Below are 18,382 nucleotides of genomic sequence, written 5' to 3' on the forward strand. Positions count from 1 at the left end.
TGATCATTTATTTGCGTATAAAAGCCGTAAATCCAAAGTATTAAAAGTATTAAAAGGTGGTTGGTTCAACACATTATTGAAGGTGATAGTTATATGGAACATACTTTGCCAAACAACGATAAGCTAGATGCAGTCGGCTTCCGTACACCCGATGTGGTGATGCATTCTGAACGACTCGGCGCTATGCACCAAACGCGTATTAGCTTCGTCCGTACGTTATTGCGCAAAATCGACAAAGAGCATTGGACATTAAGCAAGCATCTATGGGATTTAGATAACGACGGCTATGGACAGGTCATTTATCGTTTACAAACGCCTGAACACGTCTATCACTTGGTGGTATTTTGCAATCAGATTGCCGATGAAGAACGTAATGATCGTGTCATTGCGCAAAAATGGGATGTTACATTTGCCCTAGTTTACGGGGAAATAGGGGACGAGCTGCTGGCAAACCTAAAAGCCAATGTGCCATTACAAGAAGCGGGTCGTAACTCCAACATGGTGATGGTGCTGGCACGTGCCAACAAAAGCGTACGGGTCTTTGATCATATTGTCAGCTCACTTGCTGAAGGTCAGCAGCCTGATTTGGACGTACTTGCGCAAGTCGGCTATATCCTGCGTACCACGGCAGTTTATGGCAATGGTAAATTCGGTATTTATGACTTTAAACCGCTAGATCACAGCGAGGATTTTAATCAATCTTTTCGCGCCCAGATGTGTGCCGTGTATCTCATTCGAGAGTTTAGCCTTGACTGGGTCGATTACTTGGCTCAGAAAAAGGGCGGTGATAAAGCGGTCAGCTTGCATCCTGAGATTAAGCAGTATCTGGGCATAGGTAATGCGACTGGTCTTGGCATGGCGCCTTATTTGATCAATCATCCTTGTGTCGTTGATCAATGGATGAGTGCGCGTGAAGGCGCGCTACAAGCGGTGTTGGTCTGTGATATTGAAGATGATCGTAATAATAAAATCCAGCAGCTCTCAAACTTAATGAAGCGCGCTATACAGCATTTCTCTGAAGTGGTGACTATCAATGAGCCGCAAATTCTATTGAATAATACCGTCGTTGATGAGCTGAATAAGCTACAAAATAACTTTATGAGCCAGATTGAAGGATGTGTTACGTGGGCTGATTTTTTACAGCGTCAGGCGTACCTTAGTTTTGAGAGCCAAGAGGTCATTACCTCTTGTCTAATGGAGCTGTATCCTGAGCTTGTTGATGTGTTTGCAGGGCAAGCCAATGCTGATGAAACCATGTCGCTGCCTGGTGGCAAAGTCGTGCAAGATTTGATTGACGTATTAGAAGCGCGTTATCAATGGGCGATAAGTATTGATTTTGAGGCAGAAGATAATGTCTATTGGTTCTGGTATCGCTCAGAAGATAAAGAAGAGCCAAGAATGGGTGTGCGCGGACAAGAGCGGGGTGATGATAAGGAATTCCTGTTAGATATTGGTAGGCAGGCGAACACTTTATATCTGGCATTACAACAAGCGGATCCACAGCAACTGTTATCAGAATTTATCTTAAAGCAACCAAAGTATCGTTCTATTGCTCGGCGCGTCTGGACAATGGGGCATAAAAAGATGGGCGATATTCAGATTAATGTGCTGCAAAAAACGGCATTACCAATGCATTTGTTACGCTGTAAATTGTCTATGTTTGGCGCGACTAAGTTCGATCCAAGATCAGATCGCTGGGTGCGTGTCACGCTATTCCAAGGTGCGCCTTTGTTTGCTGAAGTACACAGCGATGAGTGGTTGTTTCCTTTATTACCAAATTTATCTGTACCGAAAAGAGGGCTAACCCATGATCGTATCGCATAACGAAATAGTGACCATGGTGAATAAAGCTTTTTTGGGCATGCAACGTGAAGTAGGCGAAGCTGACCTTATTGCTTCCATGGTAGCTGAGCTACAAATGGCTGGTCTAAATGGTATTTTGCATTTCAATAATGCCAGTCCTTTTATTTTGTCTGAACGTGATGTTGCGATTGATATCATCTATCAAGGCGAGGGTGAAGTCAGATTAGACTTGCATGGGAGCAGTTTGGTCTGTCATTTACCGGCAGTAATGGATTATGTGATTGAAAAGATGGGCAGTCGCGATCATTTTAAAGTGTATTTGCAGAATTGTCATAACCGCTGGCTGGCTTATAGTGAGCTTGCAAAATTGGCGGCAAAAGGCATTGCTTGTTTGGCGAAGTGGGACAATGGTAGCGCACCCAAGCATACGATATTTACTTTAGATAAAAGATTTGTCTATCCTGATCTGTATTTTTTTAATGAGGCACAGGCTAATTATAATACCAATGACATGGTCATTGAGCTATCAACGGCCAACTTTGATATTGAACAGGATATTCAGTACTTTGATCGTAAAGTATCAACAGATGAGTTGTATGAAACCCATCAAAGGGCATGGAAAGAAGGCATTTATGTTGATGATGGGCAGTGGGCAACTCTGAAAAAAAGTGCTGCAGCAATATTGGTCGAAAACAGTGAGGCATCAAGTAAAGGGGCAGGAGGTGTATAGCCTATAGAGCAAGCATTCATTGCTGCTGAAACGACCATAGATAAAAGTACAACCTATAACACAATACAAAATAGCTCCTAACTAGGAGCTATTTTTTCATCAGATAATACCATTAAATGTATGCTAATTAACGACGGTTTTGAACATATACGACTTTAGGTGCAGGTTTATGGTGTTGAGCCACAACTCTCTTATGTGCAACCTTCTTATGTGCAACTTTTTTAACCATTACTTTCTGAGGAGCTTTATGTTGCTTTGGATGGGTAACATGATGTTTTGCAACATGCGGCGCGGGTGCAGCACTTGCTTGACCACTCATAGCAAAACAAACGGTAGCAGCTACAATAGCGCTTATCATTGTATTTTTCATTATCATTTCCTTCTAAATTCGTATTCAAACATGAATTATTGATTAAGAAGCAAGACTTACCATCAAACAAAATGTCTTGATGAAGCCTTACTCTGTCGACAAAGGAAATAATAAAGGATTATGACGTTGCGTAGCTTTATGAAACTTGACGAAAGGTTACTAACTGCTCCAATCTTCTTTAGAGATACGATTTTCTTATATTTTGACTGGTACTGATAGAGCTAACTAGGTGATTGTAAGGTTCTTGTTGACACTGGCAATACGGTTATTATGGTTGAGCAAGATATGCAGGTTGCCATAAGTAGCGAGTGGATTATTGATATCGGTCAGGGCGCTGGTGATGAAGGTGGAAAAATTGTAGCGCAAGGATCACCTGAACAAGTAGCGCAGTCGGAAATTAGTCGAACTGCGCCCATTATGAGTTCGTAGTTCAAATTACCAAAATCTCATGGTCCCGAAAAATACAACAGCAATAACTGAATGTAGTTAACAGTTAACATTTAATCTATAGACTAGTTACAAGACCTAATCTAATATTTTATTATCTTTTGCCAGCGAGAAGCCAGCATGTCTAATTTAATGTTAACGATTAATCAGCAGGATTATGAGTTTGATAATCTTGACCCGCGAACGACATTGCTGGATGTATGTCGTCACCATCTACATATCACAGGACCGAAAAAAGGCTGCGATCATGGGCAATGCGGCGCTTGTACTATGATTATTAATGGGCGACGAATCAATTCTTGTTTGACATTAGCGGTCATGCACGATGGTGATGAGATTACCACCATTGAAGGTATCGGACTACCTGAATCGCTATCAGAATTGCAACAGGCCTTTAAAGATCATGATGCGTTTCAATGTGGCTATTGCACACCGGGACAAATTTGTTCTGCAACGGCATTGATAGAGGAAATCAAACAACAGTGGCCAAGTCATGTAACTACTGATTTGCAAAATCCCAATGGGCTGTTAGTACAAGAAATTGCTGAACGCATGAGTGGCAATATCTGTCGCTGTTCAGCCTATCCTAATATTATCAAAGCCATCTCACAGGTACTTGAAAAGCAAGTATCAAACTCTTCTTCAGTGACCGACGATGCGCCTAATAATAGCCCAGCCGATGCAGCTATTAGTGGGATTTGGTCGCCGCCGCCTAGTGAGGCACAAATTGGCGGTCATTCAATGGTAAAGCAAACTGCCAATGTTGCCAATGTTCCCAATGCGGTCAGTGCTAAGGGAGAACGTTTATGAAACGCTTTGAATATATCCGTGCCCTTGAACCGCAACAAGCCGTGATGTTTGCCACGCCTGAGGATGCATCTTTTATTGCCGGCGGCACCAATTTACTAGATTTAATGAAGATTGAGATTGAGACTCCTCAAAAATTGGTTGATATTACGCGCTTGGAGCTGCAACAAATAGAGACTACCGCTGATGGTGGATTACGCATCGGCACGCTGGTGACGAACAGTGATTTGGCGGCGCATCCCACTGTGATTGCAAACTATCCTGTATTAGCTCGCTCAATGTTAGCAGGGGCGTCAGGTCAATTGCGCAACAGAGCCACTACAGGCGGAAATCTATTACAACGTACCCGTTGTTACTACTTTTATCAGCCCGATAGTCCTTGTAATAAACGCAATCCTGGTTCTGGCTGTCCAGCCATCAATGGTGAAAATCGTCCGCTTGCTGTCTTAGGAACGAGTGATGATTGTATTGCTCAGCACCCATCAGATATGGCGGTAGCGATGCGCTTACTCGATGCCACCATTGAGACGCTCCAAGCAGAGGGCACCTCGCGCCAGATTTCAATTAAAGACTTCTATTGCTTGCCAAAAGACACGCCAAATATCGAAACTGTCTTAGAGACAGGGGAGCTGATTACTCATATTGTTCTCCCAGCTCCAGTGAAAGGTATGCACACTTATGACAAAGTTCGTGATCGTGCCTCTTACGCCTTTGCTTTAGTGTCATGCGCGGCAGTAATAAACGTCAATAATCAAGGAAAATTAGAAACGGTACGTTTGGCATTTGGTGGTATTGGCACTAAGCCTTGGCGTAATGAAGCGGTTGAAGCATTACTCATAGGTACAGACGGTAATGTCGACATTATTTCGCAAGCGGCAGATTTGCTATTAAAAGATGCCAAGGGTAGTGGTCAGAACGATTTTAAGATACCGCTGACGCGTCGCTTGTTAAAGCAAGTTATTGAGCGCGCACTAACGGGTAAGGGAGCATAATCATGTCACTATTGGACGCAGTACTGCCATCAGAACCCACAAAAAAACTGACCATGGATAATCCAGTTGATACTCTTTTTGATAAAACTGCCAGTCAATTGGTTGGTAAGCCTATCAACCGTGTAGACGGTTCCTTGAAAGTCAGTGGACAAGCGACTTATAGCGCAGAATTTTATATTGAAGGACAGGTTTACGGCGTTTTAGTTGGTGCGACCATTGCTAAAGGCAAGGTAAAGTACATCGATAGCAATGCAGTAGAGGCGATTCCAGGTATTATTAAAGTGGTTACTGATCCCGAGCATTTTTTGCGTAACGCCCAGCAAGGCGGAGAGAAAAAAGCACCCACTCAAGGCGTCGCTGAGATTTTTTACCATGGTCAGCCCATAGCTGCCGTAATCGCTGAAACCTTTGAAGCGGCTACTGAAGGCGCAAAAGCCCTCAAGGTGACTTATGAAGATGAAACAGCAGATGCTGTGATAGATTTCAGCTCAGCATTGGTAAATGCGCATTCGGTTGATGAAAAAAAAGGCTCGGACAAGAATTATAAGCAGGGCTACCCAGAGCAAGGACTTAAAGAGTCTGACGTTTCGTTTGATCAGGTTTATCATACGCCAAGCCAGAGTAGTTCGCCCATGGAGCCACATGCTACATTGGCTTATTGGGAGGATGAGAAATTAATCATGTATACGGCCAATCAGATGTTGTCATCTTGCAAACAACAAGTGGCGGATGCCTTAAATTTAGATCCAGATAATGTACAACTGATTGCTCATTACGTTGGCGGCGGTTTTGGCAGTAAACTTGGTATTGCCCCTGAATCGATTGCCGCGGCCATTTCTGCAAAAGAGCTAAAGCGTCCGGTATTGATTGTGATGACTCGCCCGCAAGTCATGGAAACTACCATAAGGCGCTCAGATACGCGCCAACGGATTGGCATCGGCTGTAATAAGAACGGTATTATTAATACTTTTATCCATAATACTATTACTAGTAACTTACCCGGTGAGAGCTTCTTTGAGCCTGCAGCGCTGTCTACTCACTATCTATACCGCGGTGAAAATCGTCAGGTTGAATATCAGATGGTTGATGTCAATAAGGTGCTATCAGGTTCTATGCGTGCCCCTGGGGAAGCGGTGGGGTTAATTGCTGTTGAATGTGCAATGGACGAGTTGGCCATTCAATTAGATATGGATCCTATAGAGCTACGCCGTCGTAATGAGCCTCATCAGGATCCTAGTCAAGAAATACCTTTTTCAACTCGGCAGCTGATCGCCTGTATGGAAAAAGGGGCTGAGCAGTTTGGTTGGGAGAAGCGCAATAAGATGCCTGCTAAGTGCTTAGAAGGAGACTGGTGGTTGGGTATCGGTATGGCTGCCGCTGCCCGTGGTAATCAGTTAAAGCTTTCTGAAGCAAGAGCAACCCTACAAATCGATGACTCAAAAACGCTTGGGATCAAAGCCATTATTGAAACGGATATGACCGATATTGGTACGGGCTCTTATACCGTATTTAGCCAAATTGCTGCTGACCTACTTGGTCTACCGGTTGACCATATTGAGATGAAACTTGGCGATACCAGTATGCCGTCAGCCGTTGGTTCAGGCGGTAGCATGGGTGCGGCAAGCTCAGGTAGCAGTATTTATCTGGCGTGTCAGCAATTGCGTGAAATGCTAGCAGACAAAGTCGGCCTATATTCCGACACTATCCAGCTAAATGACGGTCAGATCAGTGAAATAGGAGAGCATGAAGTTACAGTAACAGAGACTATCATTGAATCTGGTAAGGATGTTGCCACTGAACTTGTAGAGAAGTTAGCAGAAAAAACGAGCGTGCCTCTCCCTAAATCTGTATTGGAACGCTTGCCGGAAAAGCAGGAGGCTAAACAAAGCAGGTATGATTTTAGTGGCCATAATAGTTATTCACTAGCCGATATTATCGCGCAATATGACGACCAAAAGTTAAGTGCTAAAGGCAAGATTAAACCGGGTAAAAATGAAAAAACCCATCGCCAATCTTCATTCGGTGCCAATTTTGCGGAAGTCGCTGTGCACCGAGTGACGGGTGAGATTCGAGTCAAGCGTATGACAGGTGTGTTCGCCGCAGGGCGTATCCTCAATCACAAAACTGCTATTTCACAATGCTATGGTGGTATGGTTTTTGGCATAGGTTCGGCGTTGATGGAAGAAGTTATCCATGATAAGCATGACGGACGCTTGTGTAATCATGACCTCTCTGAATACCATATTCCTGTGAATGCTGACGTACCGCAACTGGATGTCATTTTGCTAGAAGAAGATGATCGTTATACCAACCCAATGCATATCAAAGGGATTGGCGAAACAGCAATTTCAGGCGCAGCAGCAGCGATTGCAAATGCTATCTATAATGCAGTCGGTATCCGGGTTCGAGACTTCCCCATTACTCTAGATAAGCTTATTGACCAACTACCAGATTGATTCTTATCAAATACTGTTTTGCTTAAAAAAACCCGATTAAACAGCGGGTTTTTTTAGCTTATTCTCTAAGCTTACTGATAAGTCTATAAGGAACGTTATGAATCAAGCTGCTGATATCCTTGACCTTGCTGCGCAAGCGATACAACAAAACATTGATGCTGTATTAGCTACCGTAGTTCGTACAGAAGGCTCGGCGTATCGGCAACCAGGTGCGATGATGCTTATCTGCGCCGATGGACGTTCGGTTGGGATGATTAGCGGCGGCTGCCTTGAGCCGCATATTATCAAACGTGCATTTTGGCTGACCCGTCATGGCGCGAGCGTCCAGATATACCAAACAGGGGATGACATTGGATATCATAACAATGACGATCCTGATTCAACTGTTGTAGAAGAAGGCACTACTGTCAAAGATGCAGATAGTTCTGAAGACGATCTTTTAGAGGGCGAGCTCAATTTTGGCTTGGGTTGTAATGGACGAGTGCATGTATTGTTTGAGCGTTTAGCGACAGCGATACCGCTACTCGATTTAATCCGTCAGGTTCGTAATACTCAACAGCCAGTAACTATTGCCACTCTTATTAGGTCGGATGGTAGCGAAAACGGAGCGCTCGACCTGCAAGTTGGTAGCCGCATTTATTTAGATACGTATTTAAAGACAGGAAGTCTGACCGATTTATATTTGAACCGCAACATGATAAGCGATTCGAATACGTTTATAGATGATATGTTGTTAAATGCCATTCAAAAACTATCAAAGCATAAGTTTCATAAAAAAAATGCTGAATACATTAAGTTAACGAGCGACCTAGAGCTACAAGCCACATGTGATCGGCAACATGAGAGTGAGTGGTTATTGCAGCAGATTTACCCACAGACACGATTAGTGATTTGCGGGGCAGGTAACGATGTTCTACCGCTGGTGACAATGGCAAAGCTACAAGATTGGTATGTCACCGTCATAGACAGTCGACCCCAATATGCAACACGTCTGCGCTTTAGCCAAGCAGACTCAGTACTGTGCGTGGCTTTGGATGATAGTGAAACATTGCTCAATCTCAGTGCTGGCGCCGCCGTTGCTGTGATGTCTCATAGTCTGGCCCAAGACCGCGCCCGACTAGCCGTACTACTAGAGCATTCTGCTCAATATCGTTATCTTGGACAACTGGGACCTCGCTATCGTACTGAGCGTTTAATCAAAGAAATTAGTGAGACAAGTGCTAACCCACATATTTTAGCTGATGGTATTCGTAAACTGCATTATCCTATCGGTTATAAGTTGGGTGGGGATGGACCTGAAGCATTGGCACTCAGTATCATGGCACAAATGAGCGCTGTGATTTATGGACACGCGCCGCAAACATCACTGCCAAATAGCCAATATACTATTCAAACCTCAGAACAATCAGTCTCCAATAACTACAAAAATGATTACGCCCATGACTAGCGACGTTGATACTAATCATTCTATTTTACCAACCAAAAATCCATTGCCCAGCAGTACAGAAAATGATGAACAAAACCACGCTATTATTGTCTTGGCAAGTGGTCTGAGCGAGCGTCTTGGTCAATCTAAGCAACTGCTCAGCAAGCATGGCGAACCTCTCATCTGTTATATGACTAAAATAGCATTAGCCACAAAGCCTCTTGCCGTTATTGTTGTCATCCCTAAAGATCAACCAGCAATCACCAATGCGATTAATGGGTTGGTCCGTCAAAATCCAATAATCTATACCGTGATTAATTTAATACCTGAAACGGGTATGGCGCATAGCTTGTCTCTTGGTATTGAGGCTCTGACTAACTTGAAGATCTCATTGATTAATCGGGTGTTAATCATGGGGGTTGATCAAGTATTGTTAGATAGTGAGCATTTGAAAGAATTATTAGCGTTCAAAAGCACAGTGGTCGCTAGTAGTTATCAATATCTAGATACAGTGTATTCTGCTGATACAAGTAAAAATAATATCATCGGTCTTCCGATAGTCATTAATGTTGAGCGTCTTAAACAGTGGCAACCAGCACTGAGAGGGGATAAAGGTCTGCGCTATTTGATTAGAGCCTTACCGCCCAATCAGTTAAATACGGTCATAAACCATCAACTTAGCTATGATATCGATACGCCCAAACAGCTTTTTTATGCCAGACAACAGCATTGGCTTGATGTTTAGTCATTTATAAAAAATGGGTAGTTATAAGCACAGGAGTATATAGTTTGAGGATTGCGATGAAAGAAAATGATAAGAGTAACGTAGAATCAAGGGACGAACTGATTAAAAAATATTATCAAGACAGTAATTTGGGATTATTTGAATTACGCTCAAAAATCAAATCGCATACTTTGGGTAAGTATGAGGATCTATCATTAAATAATCTCAAGTTAATTACAAATTGTTTGATGCTATTGGACGATTTTACTTATCAAAAAAGCTTAGAGGATAAAGAGAAAGTAGCGTATTACAAGAGCTGCAAGTTACAAATGAGCGCACTACGCGAAAAGATAAGCGCCATTGAATTACACACAATGTATAGCGGCCTGCTATAAATGGCAACCGTGTTTAATGAGTTACAGAACTCACGTCAAACAGCACACTCTGGTCACTAGATTTTTACTGGAGCTATGGCACACTTCTTATTAGGTTTAGTTGCTTAATAGTGGCCTTCCTATAGATCTATATTAAAAACGACAGTAACTTTTAGCAGCTAAATTATTTCAAACTTAGGTGGTGTTAGAGCGAAAAATGGTCTTATATTAAAAGGGAAGAAACATGACTTCAGGAAGAAATCCCAGCATAAATAGGCGACCTATCTATATTCTACCAAAAAACTTTGCTGACTATTTATGCCCTCAGCAAAATTATTATTTGTTTCTAGATATAGATGGTACGTTAGCTGATTTCACACTGAATCCAAAAGACAGCGTTATCCCAACATCAACCTTAATTCTTCTACAAAAAATACAAAGCCATGGTATAAAACTTGCTGTCGTAACAGGACGCAGTTTGGCTGAAGCAAGGCAAATGCTGTCTCCTTTAACATTACCGATTGCCGCAACGCATGGACTAGAAATAGCGTTTGATGATATCAGTGATCATAATGAGACACATGCTGTATCTGTTGACATCATGGAACTTGCTGTAATAAGAAAGTCTATTATCCAATCTTGCATTCCCTTTGATGACTTCATCGTAGAAGATAAACCCTATTCTGTCGCCCTCCATTTCCGAAAGAACCCTGTTTTGGCTGATGTGGCTTATACCATCATGGTAGAAACCTTAAAAACTTATGCTAACTGGACATTGAAATTCGGTAAGTATGTTTGGGAGATAGTGCCAAAAGGAGTGGATAAAGGTAGCGCGATTCTGACTTTATTAAAAAGAATGCAGAGTAGTAATAGTATTTTCCCTATTTTTATCGGTGATGATATTACGGATGAAGCAGGGTTTGTGGCTGTACAAGGTGAAAATCAAATAATAGCCAGTCAACCACAGCCATTAAAAGGGATGGGGATTAAGGTTGGTAGTGAGGCTACGCATGCCAATTACTATGTATGTAATACCCATGAGGTTACCATATTACTGAATAGCTTTTTAGGCTTTTGCCAAGAGCATTCAATGCTAGCAAAAGAAACAGTGAGGCAGGTGATATGAGCCGCTTAATCGTCTTGTCTAATCGGGTTAAAATGCCTGATAAAAATCCAATGGCAGGCGGACTGGCGATAGCACTGCAAGACGTATTAATGGAAAAATCAGTCATTTGGATAGGATGGAATGGTGAAATCGTTAATATACTTGATGATGATTTCTCTAATGAATTTAGTATTACCAAACAAGCCGTCTTATCAGGCATAGATATATCACAGGGTAAGACCTCTATTACTTATATGACCACTGCTTTTACGACTGAGCAATATCAGCAGTTTTACTGTGGGTTTGCCAATAATGTATTGTGGCCATTATTGCACGAGCGACCTGATTTAATTCATGAAACACCAGAGGATTACACAGGCTATCAAGAGGTAAACCGTCTTTTTGCTAAGCAATTAAGGAAGATTATTAAGCCTGATGATGTGATTTGGGTTCATGATTATCACTTTTTAAGTGTGGCATATCATTGTAGGCAGTTGGGTATTCACAATCGTATCGGATTTTTTTTACACATCCCATTTGTCTCATTGCCATTTTGGCAATCGCTTGATAAAAGCGATGAGCTCATTAGGCACCTTGCTCATTATGACGTACTTGGTACACAAACTCATCAAGGTAGAGCCAACTGCCTTGCGGTTTGCAGATATTATTTAACAGATAAGATTTTAGCAGTATGTTCTTTAGAGCTCTCACCAATAAATGTTTTACACGACAAACATGCTGCTAGTCTATATGAATCATCTGATGTGCAGTTACTGCTCAATTTAGATTTAAAATCCCAGCATTCTTTAGTGGTTAATGCTTATCCAATCGGTGTGAATGTAGAGAGAATCCAACAACAGGTCAGCCATTTGTCTGCGCAGTGCTCAGTACAATACGTCAAAGCCCATCAGAGCAAAAAAAGCATAAAGTCTAACGCCCAACAGATTATTGCAGTAGATAGAATTGATTACTCAAAAGGTTTGTTAAAGCGTTTTTCGGCATATCGCAATTTTTTACAGCAAAATCCGTCCTATCAGAATCAACTGAAATTATTACAAATCGCCTGTCCTAGTCGCTTAGATGTGCCCGCTTATCAACGACTTCATCATGATGTTAAAACTGCTGTTAATGATATTAATCAGCAGTTTATGCATAGTAAATATACAAAAGATGCTTCTACAGATAATTGGCAAGCTATCAACTATGACGAAAGTGTAATAAGCCATGAGACATTAATGACGATGTTCTGGCAGAGTGATATCGGCTGGGTCAATTCGCTTAAAGATGGTATGAATCTGGTTGCCAAAGAATATATTGCCGCTCAAAATCCTGATAATCCTGGCGTGCTATTGCTCTCACGTTACGCTGGGGCAGCGGAGCAAATGCAAGCTGCGGTCATTATCGACCCACATCAACCAAAAAGCATGACAGAAGGTTTAAGCACTGCTCTGACGATGCCATTAGGTGAGCGGCAGTCACGCTATCAATCGCTATTGCAAGGACTGCAAAAAGATAATTTACAAGCTTGGCAGCAGAGTTTTTTAAATGATCTGTATGATGCTAAAAGGCGACAAACAGATATTTCAAAACCTGTCACAGTCCAAATGTCTGACTCATAAGAACGATTAGGAGACCCTTATGCTACTGTTAGATGCAACAAACCCTTTATTATCAGAGATTAAAGCCAGTATAGACAATATCATATGTACTGATAATCAAACCATTAGGACGCTTGGCTTAACTGATACATTACGTCATGACATTCTAAAAGCCTTAATCACCTATAGCGAGAAAGTCCCGCATCCGGCAAGTGGTGCTACCAATGTAAATGATGCAATATCAAGTACATTGATCCGTTGGCAGATCTTGGCCTACGTTGCAGGAATCGATTTAACGATTGCAAAATGGTTTGAGTCGCACTTGGATGCGCTAAGTATTTTACATGAGGTGGGCTATGATAAAGCGGATCAAGGGTTATGGGCTGTTTGGGCAGCAGAGGGTCACTCCAATCCTATTCATTATCAGCAGGGTAAAATCAGCGGTACAAAAGAGTGGTGCTCAGGAGCCAATATGGTAGATCATGGACTCATAACGTATCGTGATGCTAATGGTCACGCGCAATTGCTTGTCGTAGATATGAGTCAATCTGGCATTGAAATTGATAATGAGGAATGGCAGGCGGTAGGGATGCAAGCCACTGATACAGCAACTTTACAGTTTCATGATGTATCAGCCAGTCAAGTTGGGATAGCCAATGCTTATCTGGAACGTGTAGGATTTTGGCATGGGGCGGCAGGCGTTGCTGCTTGCTGGTATGGGGCAACCGCTTACATATCAAGCTACTTGATCAACGCCTATCAGCAGAAACCAAACAATTATAAAGCCATGTATTTGGGTCAAATTAGTACGGCATTGGCAGTCACTCAGCAGTATTTTCGTTATGTTGCTGATTTAATAGATAGCCAGCCACAGCTGAGTCATGAACTTGCCATACGCCAGCTAAGATTACAAGTTGAGAAAGTCGCTCGCCAAGTAATGGAGGTTGTCGGGCAGGCATTGGGAGCAGCACCATTTTGTCGCAATGCCCATTTTGCAAGATTGTCAGCCGATTTGCCCGTGTTTATCCGCCAAAGTCATGGCGCTTTTGACTTACAGAAAATCGGCGAATTAACTGGTATTTTAGCCAATGACTTAACTGATGGGCAGGACAATATATGGCAACTGTAATATCCAATAAGGTTATAAAACTTATAAACAAGGATGTCGCCGTCACGCATGTTGACACGCTTGAAGGCAACCATCCGATTGTAGGTGACCGTGTTATTGAAGGTGATGGCACCAGTCAAGATGCTTGGAAAAAATGGTCAGGACTGCAAGACATGCCTCGATTTGATATTGCAAAAAGCTTTGCCCCGCATCAGCGTGTCTGTATCTTCGCCCCGCATCCTGATGATGAAGTGCTAGGCTGTGGCGGTCTGTTGCAACAACTGGTGGCGAATGGCAATCTTATCGTTCTTATTCACGTGACTAATGGCACACAAAGTCATCCAAATTCGCAATTTTATTCTCAAGAAAAGCTTAATATCATCCGTCCACAAGAAAGTGTTAAAGCGCTAGAAGTATTGAGTGTGGCCCATCAAGTTATGACTATTGCTTTAGACTTAACAGATGGCAATGTTTTTGCCCAACAAGATCAGTTTCACCAGAAACTATCCACCATTATTAAACCTAACGATATTTTAATAACGCCTTTTATGCACGACGGGCATCCTGACCATGAAGCAACTGGACAAGTGGTTGTCTCATTTGCCAAGCAGCATCATTTAGCCTGTTATCAGGTATTAATTTGGGCATGGCATTGGGCAAAACCTGCGGATAGCCGTATTCCTTGGCACTGTGCCATGAGAGTTGACTTAACCACTGAGCAGCTACAGCGTAAAATAGAAGCCACTGCCTGCTTTGAAAGTCAAATCACTGCTGATGACAGCACGGGCAATCCGCCAATTTTATCCGCGCAAACGATCGCTAGAATCAGCCAACCTTGGGAGGTTTATTTATATGAATCACACCTCTGAACCTAAGCCATTAATGAATGCCGATAACTTAGTCGACAGTTTAGATTATGCTAAAACTGTCTTAGACGATAATTCTGCTACTAAGCACCAATCACCTGCTTATTCAGAATCGTATTTTGACGCATTATATAATGACAACACAGACCCATGGCAGTATCAAACTCGCTGGTATGAAAAACGAAAACGTGATATTTGCCTAGCGATACTACCCCAATCTCAATATAACAATGCCATTGAACTGGGCTGCGGAAACGGCGTACTTAGTGAGTTATTATCTCAACGTTGTCGGGCATTAGTGAGTATCGATGGTAATGAACGGGCAGTGCAACTTGCCAAAGAGCGCTTGGCAGAATTGTCTCATGTTAAGGTTATTCAAGGTGTGGTTCCTAATAGATTATTAAATTTAAGAGAGGCAATTATAGAGGCTTATCCTTTATCAAACGATACACCTACTATAGAGCCAGACTTTGATTTAATTGTCATTAGTGAGATTTTATATTATTTATCACCCAATGATATTGATACAGTGATCGCTTGGACTCAGCAAAACCTCGTTATAGGTGGTACGTTGCTATGCTGTCATTGGCGCTATGCTATTGATGGCTTTACTATGACAGGTGAAACCGTACATCAGCGCCTGCACCATGCCTTTAACTTTGCAAATAATGAGAAGCATCAGGTTGCGTTCAATCATCAAAGCCAAGTGATAGACAATGATTTCTTATTAGACGTTTGGCAACGTTCTCCAAGCTCGGTAGCTATGCAAGAAAACTTGATATAACAGAGTGTAAGTTTTAAAAAACTGAGTAGAGAGGTGAATAGGCTATGAAAATTGGCATTGTGATTCCCGCTCATAATGAGGCAATGACCATCGCTAAATGCTTGGCATCAGTACGGACCGCTATCGAGCAATTGCCCTCAACGATTAAAGCGTATCCGCTAGTGGTGTTGGATAACTGCACTGATAATACGCAGTCCATCGTCAAAGCCGCTGGCATTGATTACTTATGCTGTGACTATCAATGTGTGGGAAGGGTGAGAGATATTGGTATTCGTCATGCGATCACAAATGGTGCCACATGGATTGCCTGTACAGACGCTGACTCCGTGGTAACTGTGGATTGGTTAGCACAGCAGATTGAACATATTAGCCACCAGCCGACAGATATGATTTGCGGCGTAGTGCAAGTTGACAGTTGGGCACGGTTAACACCGCAAACTCGAAAGGCTTATATCGCTCATTACCAAGATAGAATGGGACATCATCATATTCATGGAGCAAATTTAAGTTTTAGTAGTGAGGCTTATCTGGCTATCGGCGGGTTTGCATCTATACCTTGTCATGAGGATGTGGACTTGGTCAGTAGATTTGAAGCTCAAAGCTATGCCATCACTTGGAGCAATCGTGTCCGTGTAATGACCAGTAGCCGACTACAGGCTCGAGCAACCGAAGGTTTTGCAGCATTTCTAACCCGTTTAGAACAAAACAATATACATTAAGATATGCAATATGAGACTGTACTGTAGTGGTCAGATGTTCTAAATTATTTGACCACTACAGTTGATCTACCAATACCAAGTGAGTTTGCTACATCGAGTATTTTACGTTGGTGATCAACTACTAAGCTGATAGCTTTAAGTTTGAATTCTTGGATTGAGCTATGCTGAAGAAACCGTATAACTAAACTTGGTAAACTAAGCATATTAATCGGAGTTTACCATGACCAAAAAAATCAGAACTTATAGCACAGAATTTAAAGCTGAAGCCGTTAAGAAGATAGCAGACAATAACGGCAACATCTCATCGACCGCAAAGCAGCTTGGCATCGCCATGCAAACCTTATCTAATTGGCATAACAAAGCCAATCAAGGCAAGCTTGTCGGCACAGAGCAATATGATCCTGATCTTATGAGTGCTCTTCAAGAAATAAAGCAGCTCAAGCGGCAGATCAAAGTTGCCGAAGAGGAACGAGAGATACTAAAAAAGGCGACGGCGTACTTCGCGAAAAACAGCCCGTAAAGTACGCCTTTATCAAAGACAATCAGCAGATATTTAGCATCACTACTATGTGCCGTGTATTAAAGATTAAGCCATCGAGCTACTATGACTGGATTAGTCGTGACATCAGTGATCAGCAGATACATCGCAACCAGTCTGAATTACTGGTTAAAGCGGCTCACAGTGAAACGAAAGAACGTTATGGCGTAGATCGACTGCATGCTCATCTAAGCGAGCAAGGCCACAACATTAGCCTGTATATGGTCAGAAGCATTAAAGAAGAACATGGCATTAAATGCCGTCGCCACAAGCGCTTTAAAGTGACCACCGACTCTAATCACAACAAGCTGGTTTATCCAAACGTGCTGGATCAGAAGTTTGATGCCAATCGTCCTAATGAGTCTTGGGTCAGTGACATTACGTATATCTGGACCAATGAGGGCTGGTTGTATTTAGCTGGAGTCAAAGATTTGTACACCAAAGAGCTGGTCGGGTATGCGATCAATAAGCGAATGACAGCAGATCTAGTATGCCGTGCACTCAATATGGCAATCAAGAACAAACGACCTAGCAAAGGGCTAATAGTTCACTCTGACAGAGGCAGCCAATATTGCAGTCATGCCTACCACAAGATCATCAAGCGACATCAGTTTGCAGGCTCAATGAGCGCTAAAGGTAACTGCTTTGATAACGCACCTATAGAGAGTTTCTGGGGCGTATTAAAGAATGAATTAGTATATCACCAAGACTATAAAACAAGATTTGCAGCTATCAGCGATATCATTGGATATATTGAGTTGTACTACAACCAAACTAGGATTCAAAAGAGCTTGGGCCATAAATCGCCAAGACAGGTGTGGTTTGATTATTATCGTCAAGCTGCGTAATTAAATTTCCCAAGTTTAATTGTACGGATTTGACGGCAGGGGTCAGATATATTGGTTGCGTTTATTGGTTATGCTATTTTCCTTCTTTGGGTTTATCTACCCTCTTAGAAGCTGTCTAGTTTTATTATGCCACTACATCAAACCATTGATACCCTTAGCCTACAGCCTAAGATTCAAGTCCTCACTAGGGAATTGAACCTTTGGCTGTGCTGAACATATTTTTCTGAGTATAGTTATATTACAAACTCGAAAGCAGAACACTGGTTTCGCTATTAAGAATGCCGTCAATCTCTCTGACTTGACGCAGCACTTCATCAAACTCTCTCAGGCTTGTAGTGTGTATCTCTGCTACTAAATCCCACGCACCATTGGTCGTATGTAGCTTAATCAGTTGCGGGATGCCTCGTAACTTCCTAATCACTTGTGATGTAGACTTTCCTGTTACCTCAATCATCATCATCGCTTTGACGGTTTCTTTATCTAATGCCTCATGCACTCGAATCGTAAATCCTAAAATAGCGCCGTTATGCATCAGTCTATCCAATCTGTTTTGGATAGTGGCACGAGAGACTTTGAGTTTTTTAGCAAGGTTTGAGATGGTTGCTCGACCATCTTGTCGCAGTTCAGATATCAGTTCGCTATCTAAAGAGTCATAAGTGTAATACGCCATAAAAATGCTTCCTTCAC

General features: G+C 42.2%; 18 protein-coding genes. 16 read left to right on the forward strand and 2 right to left on the reverse strand.

Annotation, left to right across the window (positions count from 1 at the left end; all coding sequences use genetic code 11):
- Window positions 1-93 precede the first annotated feature (93 nt).
- Entirely contained in the window at window positions 94-1,824 is a 1,731-nt protein-coding gene (locus OEG80_RS03525) for a hypothetical protein (RefSeq protein WP_263241767.1), read from the forward strand.
- Entirely contained in the window at window positions 1,808-2,533 is a 726-nt protein-coding gene (locus OEG80_RS03530) for a DUF3726 domain-containing protein (RefSeq protein ID WP_020443954.1), read from the forward strand. The genes OEG80_RS03525 and OEG80_RS03530 overlap by 17 nt, the downstream gene beginning before the upstream one ends.
- A 127-nt stretch (window positions 2,534-2,660) precedes the next feature.
- On the opposite strand, the gene OEG80_RS03535 is transcribed toward OEG80_RS03530, so the two are convergent.
- The gene (locus OEG80_RS03535) at window positions 2,661-2,903 is read right to left on the reverse strand and encodes a hypothetical protein (RefSeq protein ID WP_263241768.1); all 243 of its coding nucleotides are present in this window, start codon (window positions 2,901-2,903) and stop codon (window positions 2,661-2,663) included.
- 270 nt (window positions 2,904-3,173) lie between these two features.
- On the opposite strand from OEG80_RS03535, the gene OEG80_RS03540 reads away from it, so the two are divergent.
- From OEG80_RS03540 to OEG80_RS03605, 14 genes are all read left to right on the forward strand, one after another.
- The gene (locus tag OEG80_RS03540; protein ID WP_263241769.1) at window positions 3,174-3,332 is read left to right on the forward strand and encodes a hypothetical protein; all 159 of its coding nucleotides are present in this window, start codon (window positions 3,174-3,176) and stop codon (window positions 3,330-3,332) included.
- A 138-nt stretch (window positions 3,333-3,470) separates the two neighbouring features.
- A complete protein-coding gene (locus OEG80_RS03545) occupies window positions 3,471-4,160 on the forward strand; it encodes a 2Fe-2S iron-sulfur cluster-binding protein (RefSeq protein ID WP_263241770.1) in 690 nt (229 codons plus the stop codon).
- Window positions 4,157-5,149: an FAD binding domain-containing protein gene (locus OEG80_RS03550; RefSeq protein ID WP_263241771.1), complete on the forward strand. Its 993-nt coding sequence runs from the start codon at window positions 4,157-4,159 to the stop codon at window positions 5,147-5,149. Before OEG80_RS03545 ends, OEG80_RS03550 begins: the two co-directional genes overlap by 4 nt.
- A 2-nt stretch (window positions 5,150-5,151) precedes the next feature.
- On the forward strand, window positions 5,152-7,605 hold the full coding sequence (locus OEG80_RS03555) for a xanthine dehydrogenase family protein molybdopterin-binding subunit (RefSeq protein WP_263241773.1): 2,454 nt from the start codon (window positions 5,152-5,154) through the stop codon (window positions 7,603-7,605).
- A 97-nt stretch (window positions 7,606-7,702) separates the two neighbouring features.
- Complete coding sequence (locus OEG80_RS03560) at window positions 7,703-9,052, forward strand: XdhC family protein (protein WP_263241774.1); 1,350 nt, start codon at window positions 7,703-7,705, stop codon at window positions 9,050-9,052.
- A complete protein-coding gene (locus OEG80_RS03565) occupies window positions 9,045-9,776 on the forward strand; it encodes a nucleotidyltransferase family protein (RefSeq protein ID WP_263241775.1) in 732 nt (243 codons plus the stop codon). The genes OEG80_RS03560 and OEG80_RS03565 overlap by 8 nt, the downstream gene beginning before the upstream one ends.
- A 56-nt stretch (window positions 9,777-9,832) precedes the next feature.
- The gene (locus tag OEG80_RS03570) at window positions 9,833-10,150 is read left to right on the forward strand and encodes a hypothetical protein (RefSeq protein WP_263241776.1); all 318 of its coding nucleotides are present in this window, start codon (window positions 9,833-9,835) and stop codon (window positions 10,148-10,150) included.
- Between the two features lie 223 nt (window positions 10,151-10,373).
- On the forward strand, window positions 10,374-11,255 hold the full coding sequence (otsB, locus tag OEG80_RS03575; protein ID WP_263241777.1) for a trehalose-phosphatase: 882 nt from the start codon (window positions 10,374-10,376) through the stop codon (window positions 11,253-11,255).
- Window positions 11,252-12,853 carry an alpha,alpha-trehalose-phosphate synthase (UDP-forming) gene (locus OEG80_RS03580; protein WP_263241778.1) on the forward strand — a complete coding sequence of 534 codons (1,602 nt, stop codon included), beginning with the start codon at window positions 11,252-11,254 and terminating at the stop codon, window positions 12,851-12,853. The genes otsB and OEG80_RS03580 overlap by 4 nt, the downstream gene beginning before the upstream one ends.
- Window positions 12,854-12,872: 19 nt before the next feature.
- The gene (locus OEG80_RS03585; protein ID WP_263241779.1) at window positions 12,873-13,961 is read left to right on the forward strand and encodes an acyl-CoA dehydrogenase family protein; all 1,089 of its coding nucleotides are present in this window, start codon (window positions 12,873-12,875) and stop codon (window positions 13,959-13,961) included.
- Window positions 13,949-14,809, forward strand: a complete 861-nt coding sequence (locus OEG80_RS03590) for a PIG-L deacetylase family protein (RefSeq protein ID WP_263241780.1) — start codon at window positions 13,949-13,951, stop codon at window positions 14,807-14,809. Before OEG80_RS03585 ends, OEG80_RS03590 begins: the two co-directional genes overlap by 13 nt.
- On the forward strand, window positions 14,793-15,590 hold the full coding sequence (locus tag OEG80_RS03595; protein ID WP_263241781.1) for a class I SAM-dependent DNA methyltransferase: 798 nt from the start codon (window positions 14,793-14,795) through the stop codon (window positions 15,588-15,590). Before OEG80_RS03590 ends, OEG80_RS03595 begins: the two co-directional genes overlap by 17 nt.
- Before the next feature lie 44 nt (window positions 15,591-15,634).
- A complete protein-coding gene (locus tag OEG80_RS03600) occupies window positions 15,635-16,309 on the forward strand; it encodes a glycosyltransferase (protein ID WP_263241782.1) in 675 nt (224 codons plus the stop codon).
- A gap of 220 nt (window positions 16,310-16,529) precedes the next feature.
- Window positions 16,530-17,695 (forward strand): IS3 family transposase gene (locus tag OEG80_RS03605; protein WP_263241287.1). Its coding sequence is split into 2 segments (ribosomal slippage): window positions 16,530-16,788 and window positions 16,788-17,695, totalling 1,167 coding nucleotides; the frame shifts between segments, so codons are not numbered across the junction.
- 238 nt (window positions 17,696-17,933) lie between these two features.
- Here OEG80_RS03605 and OEG80_RS03610 read toward each other — a convergent pair.
- Window positions 17,934-18,365 carry an Lrp/AsnC family transcriptional regulator gene (locus OEG80_RS03610; protein ID WP_020443938.1) on the reverse strand — a complete coding sequence of 144 codons (432 nt, stop codon included), beginning with the start codon at window positions 18,363-18,365 and terminating at the stop codon, window positions 17,934-17,936.
- Window positions 18,366-18,382: the final 17 nt, after the last annotated feature.

The sequence above is a fragment of the Psychrobacter sp. SC65A.3 genome, assembly GCF_025642195.1.
Classification (GTDB): Bacteria; Pseudomonadota; Gammaproteobacteria; order Pseudomonadales; family Moraxellaceae; genus Psychrobacter; species Psychrobacter cryohalolentis.